Source organism: Mesorhizobium sp. M7A.F.Ca.CA.002.05.1.1 (assembly GCF_003998335.1).
Lineage (GTDB): Bacteria > Pseudomonadota > Alphaproteobacteria > Rhizobiales > Rhizobiaceae > Mesorhizobium.
This window is the reverse complement of sequence record NZ_RZQI01000518.1, coordinates 1-4,340: the sequence shown is the minus strand read 5'-3', so window position 1 is coordinate 4,340 and position 4,340 is coordinate 1. Positions and strand designations below refer to the sequence as shown.

Annotated in this window: 3 protein-coding genes and 1 tRNA gene; 2 read left to right on the top strand and 2 right to left on the bottom strand. The window is 61.5% G+C overall.

Annotated elements, in window-relative coordinates:
• Together EN939_RS22920 and EN939_RS22915 are read right to left on the bottom strand one after the other, a co-directional pair.
• Positions 1 to 1,391 (bottom strand): mannose-1-phosphate guanylyltransferase/mannose-6-phosphate isomerase (locus EN939_RS22920; protein ID WP_127269882.1); only part of this gene is annotated, 1,391 nt, incomplete at its 3' end.
• A gap of 11 nt (positions 1,392 to 1,402) precedes the next feature.
• Positions 1,403 to 2,923, bottom strand: coding sequence for a phosphomannomutase/phosphoglucomutase (locus tag EN939_RS22915; RefSeq protein ID WP_127269880.1), 1,521 nt, complete (start codon positions 2,921 to 2,923; stop codon positions 1,403 to 1,405).
• Positions 2,924 to 3,123: 200 nt separating this feature from the next.
• Between EN939_RS22915 and EN939_RS22910 the strand changes: the two genes are divergently transcribed.
• Both EN939_RS22910 and EN939_RS22900 read left to right on the top strand, forming a co-directional pair.
• Positions 3,124 to 3,200: transfer RNA gene (locus tag EN939_RS22910), tRNA-Pro, on the top strand.
• A 782-nt stretch (positions 3,201 to 3,982) separates the two neighbouring features.
• The gene (locus tag EN939_RS22900) at positions 3,983 to 4,198 is read left to right on the top strand and encodes a hypothetical protein (protein ID WP_164748709.1); all 216 of its coding nucleotides are present in this window, start codon (positions 3,983 to 3,985) and stop codon (positions 4,196 to 4,198) included.
• The last annotated feature ends 142 nt before the right edge of the window (positions 4,199 to 4,340 follow it).

Below are 4,340 nucleotides of genomic sequence, written 5' to 3'. Positions count from 1 at the left end.
GTGCGAACCCAGCCGCCCTTGTCGGTGCGGCCCTTGCCGGCCATGAAGGTGATGCCGTGGCTGATCAGCCGGTCGGCCGGACCGTCCCAGCCGCGCGCTCGGGCGACGGCGAAAGCATAGACCTGCCTTGCCATGGTGCGCATGCGCTTGGGCTTCATCAGCGGCGAGGCGTCCAGGCCGAGCGCTTCGTGAAAGCCGCCATGGCGTTCGTCGACCCCCGATGTCGACCACAGCGGCAAGGTCTCCTGAAACAGCCAGTGATGCACGCGCCGGCGCCAGGCGCCGCTTTCGATGACGCGGTCATGCGCCGGCGTGAACCTGGTTTCCAGGCGACCCGATTTTTCGAGCTGCTCGACGATCTTCTTGACGTGCTGGCTGTGGCTGACCGGGGCGACGAAGGTGGCATCCGATGTCGAAACGATGGCGATGTCCTTCATGCCGATCGCCGACAGCAGGCGGCCATCACTGCGAATGTAGGAATTCTCGCAATCGATAGCGACGACATCGCCGATGATGACATTGCCCCGGTCGTCGGCGGGGCCGACATCGAGCAGCGACTGCCAGGAGCCGAGATCGTTCCAGCGGAAGCCGGCCGGCACCATGGCGATGTCTTTTGCCCGCTCCATGATGGCGTAGTCGATCGAGTTCGACGGAATGGCGGCGTAGAGTTCTAGCGGCATGTAAAGGCCGGACAGATCCGATGTCGCTGCCCTGTAAGCTGCTTCGGTGGCCAGCCAGATATCCGGCTGGAACGCTATGAAGGCATCACGCATGGCGACGGCGCGAAACAGGAAGATACCGGTGTTCCAGTAGAAATTTCCGGCCTTGAGATAGCTTTGCGCAGTCTCAATATCCGGCTTTTCGACGAAGCGCGACACATCGAAGGTGCCGCCGCTTTCGGCCGCGACCTCGATATAGCCGTAGCCGGTCTCGGGCTGTGTCGGCTTGATGCCGAACACCACCAGCCGTCCACTACGCGCTGCCTCGGTGCCGGCTTCGACGCTATGCCAGAATTGGCGCGGGGTCGATATCTCATGATCCGACGGCATCACCAGCACCAGGCTGTCACCGAATTCGGACAGCGTGCGCAGCGTCGCCAGTGCGACGGCGGCGGCTGTGTTGCGCCCGGTCGGCTCGAACAGCGGACCGCCGCCGGCCAGGTCGAGACCAGCAAGATCGGCGTGAACGCGATCAGCATGGCGCTCCGCGGCGATCAGGAAGATCGGCGTTTCGCCTTCCGGCCGGGCCGTCAGCCGACGCAAGGTCTTGGCCAGCATCGAGCCATCGCCGGACAGATCGTGGAACTGCTTGGGGTTGTCCTCGCGCGACAGCGGCCACAACCTCGAGCCGACGCCGCCGCTCATGACAAAACTGACAATCCGCTCGGTCATTCAACTACCATTCAAAAGGTCTGGTTGTAGGCGCCCACCTCGGGGCTGCGGCGCAGCACGGCGTCGACAGCCTCGAACATCTCCCGTCGACGCTGCGACGACACCGGGCTTTCGACCACCACGACCAGTTCCGGTTTGTTCGATGAGGCGCGCACCAGCCCCCAGGTGCCGTCGTCGGCGACGACGCGCACGCCGTTGACGGTGATGAGGTCTGCGATCTTCTGGCCAGCGAAAACCATTCCATCCCGCTTCATGGCCCGAAAGTCGGCAACCACCCGCTCGACAACGCCATACTTCACGTCGTCCGCGCAGTGAGGCGACATGGTCGGCGTGCCGAAGGTCAGCGGCAGGGCGCGATAAAGATCGGCCATCGAATTGCCCAGGCTGCGATCCAGCATTTGGCAGATGGCGATGGCAGTGACCAGCCCGTCGTCATATCCGCGCCCGATCGGCGGATTGAAAAAGAAATGACCCGACTTTTCGAAACCGGCGACAGCACCGAGTTCGGCGACGCGGCGCTTGATGTAGGAATGGCCGGTTTTCCAATAGTCAGCGACGGCGCCATTGGCGCGCAGCATTGCGTCGGTATGGAACAGGCCGGTCGATTTGACGTCGACGACGAAGGTCGAGTTGGGATGCCGGCTGGAAATATCCCTTGCCAGCATCACACCGACCTTGTCGGCAAAAATTTCATTGCCTTCATTGTCGACGACGCCGCAGCGGTCGCCATCGCCGTCGAAGCCAAGGCCGATGTCGGCGCCTGATGCCAGCACCTTGTCCCGGATGGCATGCAGCATCCGCATGTCCTCGGGATTGGGATTGTAGCGCGGAAATGTATGGTCGAGCTCGACGTCGAGCGCGATGACCTCGCAGCCGATGCGCTGCAACGCCCGCGGCGCGAAGGCGCCGGCGGTGCCATTGCCGCAGGCTGCGACCACTTTCAGCTTTCGGGCGATGCGCTTGTCGCGGGTCAGATCGTCGAGATAGGTCGCGCGAAAGTCGCGGATGAAATCGTAGGAGCCGCCGCCGACGAGATCGAAATCACCTGCCAGCACGATCGCCTTCAGCGCGCTCATCTCTTCCGGGCCGAAGGTCAGCGGCCGCGCAGCACCCATCTTGACGCCAGTCCAGCCATTTTCGTTGTGCGAAGCGGTGACCATGGCGACCGAGGGCGTATCCAAAGCGAACTGGGCGAAATACGCCATCGGCGACAACGCCAGTCCGATGTCCCTCACCCGTGCGCCTGCGGCCATCAAACCGGACACCAGGGCCAGTTTGATCGACAGCGAATAGGAGCGGAAATCATGCCCGGTGACGATATCGGGACCGGCGCCGAGACGGCGAATAAGCGTGCCAAGCCCCATGCCGAGCGCCTGGACGCCGATCAGATTGAGCTCCGGCAGTTGCGCGGAGCCGGGATGGCCGAACCACCAGCGCGCATCATATTCGCGAAAGCCGGATGGCTTGATCAGCGCTTCGGTTTCGAATTCGAAACTGTTGGGCCGGGCGTCGCCAACGATGCTGAAAGACAAGACTGGAAACTCCGAATGGCAGAAATTACGAATTGTCGAGGGCTGCGGCTTAGCACACAAGGCTTTAGGCCACGTTTATTCCGGAAGGGAATCCGGGCCTTTCGGGCAATGCTCGACGAAAGCCGACGAAATGCGACAGAAGTGCCGCCGTGCCGCTTGCAGGAACCAAGTGTGGCGGCTATAAGCCCGCGGTCTGGTCACGGAGTGTAGCGCAGCCTGGTAGCGCACCTCGTTCGGGACGAGGGGGTCGCAGGTTCAAATCCTGCCACTCCGACCAGAGAAAACAAAGAGTTAGCGCATCCCGACTTCGGCGCTCCACCTGCCCCTCAAGCGAGACTACTCGCGTCCCCCGTCAGTCGGATGGGCGAATTTCTATTCGCCGTGCCTCTGTGACTCGGCCGACAGCGATGCCTCTTGCACTGGACAGTAACCAGACGGTCCAACCGGCCGCCTGATGCCTTCATGCCTGCGCTCGCGGACAGATCCCGGAAAACATCTCAACTGGTACGCGCGTTTCCGCTCAGCGGAGGCCAAAAAAGCTCAAGATCGCTATCACGATGACTACAGCTCCAACGAGCCAAATGATGTTGTTCATGATCTCTCTCCTGCTGCCTGGGGAAGCCCGCGCCTCTGGCGGAGAACGCGGGCCGACCAGCCTTTGCCGACTGATCTGCAGCAGACCACCAAATCGTGATCCCGGCTGCGAGAAATAAACCATCAGGCACGCCTAATGTTCCGTCGTGCGTCCCATGATCATAGGCGCCGGCATCATCACCACGACAGCACTGTCGTGACAGGTTTCGTCCTAACCCATCGGCACCATCCCGTGGTGATCGAACGACGGGTACCGACGCAGGAATCCGGCCCCGATTCTTGATGGGAGTCGGGTCTTGATGGGAGTGGGGCCACGAGAGGCCTTTGGCACGCATCCCAATCACGCCCGCAACCAGACTTAAGTCCAGCCCCTGCCCGACCGAAGTCCAGGTTGGAAACGCTTGCCCTTGCCCCAAATTCGGGTGGTGGGCGAAAATGATCAATGAAAAACTAAAGAGCAGCAGCATGTCGAACCGTGAGACCAAGAAATCCCATGCCCTTGGCATGCGGATGACAGAGATCAAAGCCAGGATGCAGGAAGCCCAGATTACCGAAGACGAGATGAAGACCTTCCAGAAGGTCGCGGCCATCATGGAGGGCGACGAGGGCCTAATCGAGGTTGACGACCTGATTGCCGCGTCATTCCTCACCGACACGACGCTGAACAGCCAGAAGCGTTAAGCGACCATGCCGACGATTAGCAGACTTTTTGATTCCCCCGCCGATGCGGCGCGGGTCGCCAGCGACTTGGTGGCGGCCGGAATTCCTCGCGTACAGATCGCCATCATCGGGCCTTACAATAACGAGGCGGGATCTCTTAGGG

Bases quoted from the DNA above. Each gene is read 5' to 3' on its own strand.
- EN939_RS22900 (WP_164748709.1), top strand. From the start codon at position 3,983: ATGTCGAACCGTGAGACCAAGAAATCCCATGCCCTTGGCATGCGGATG.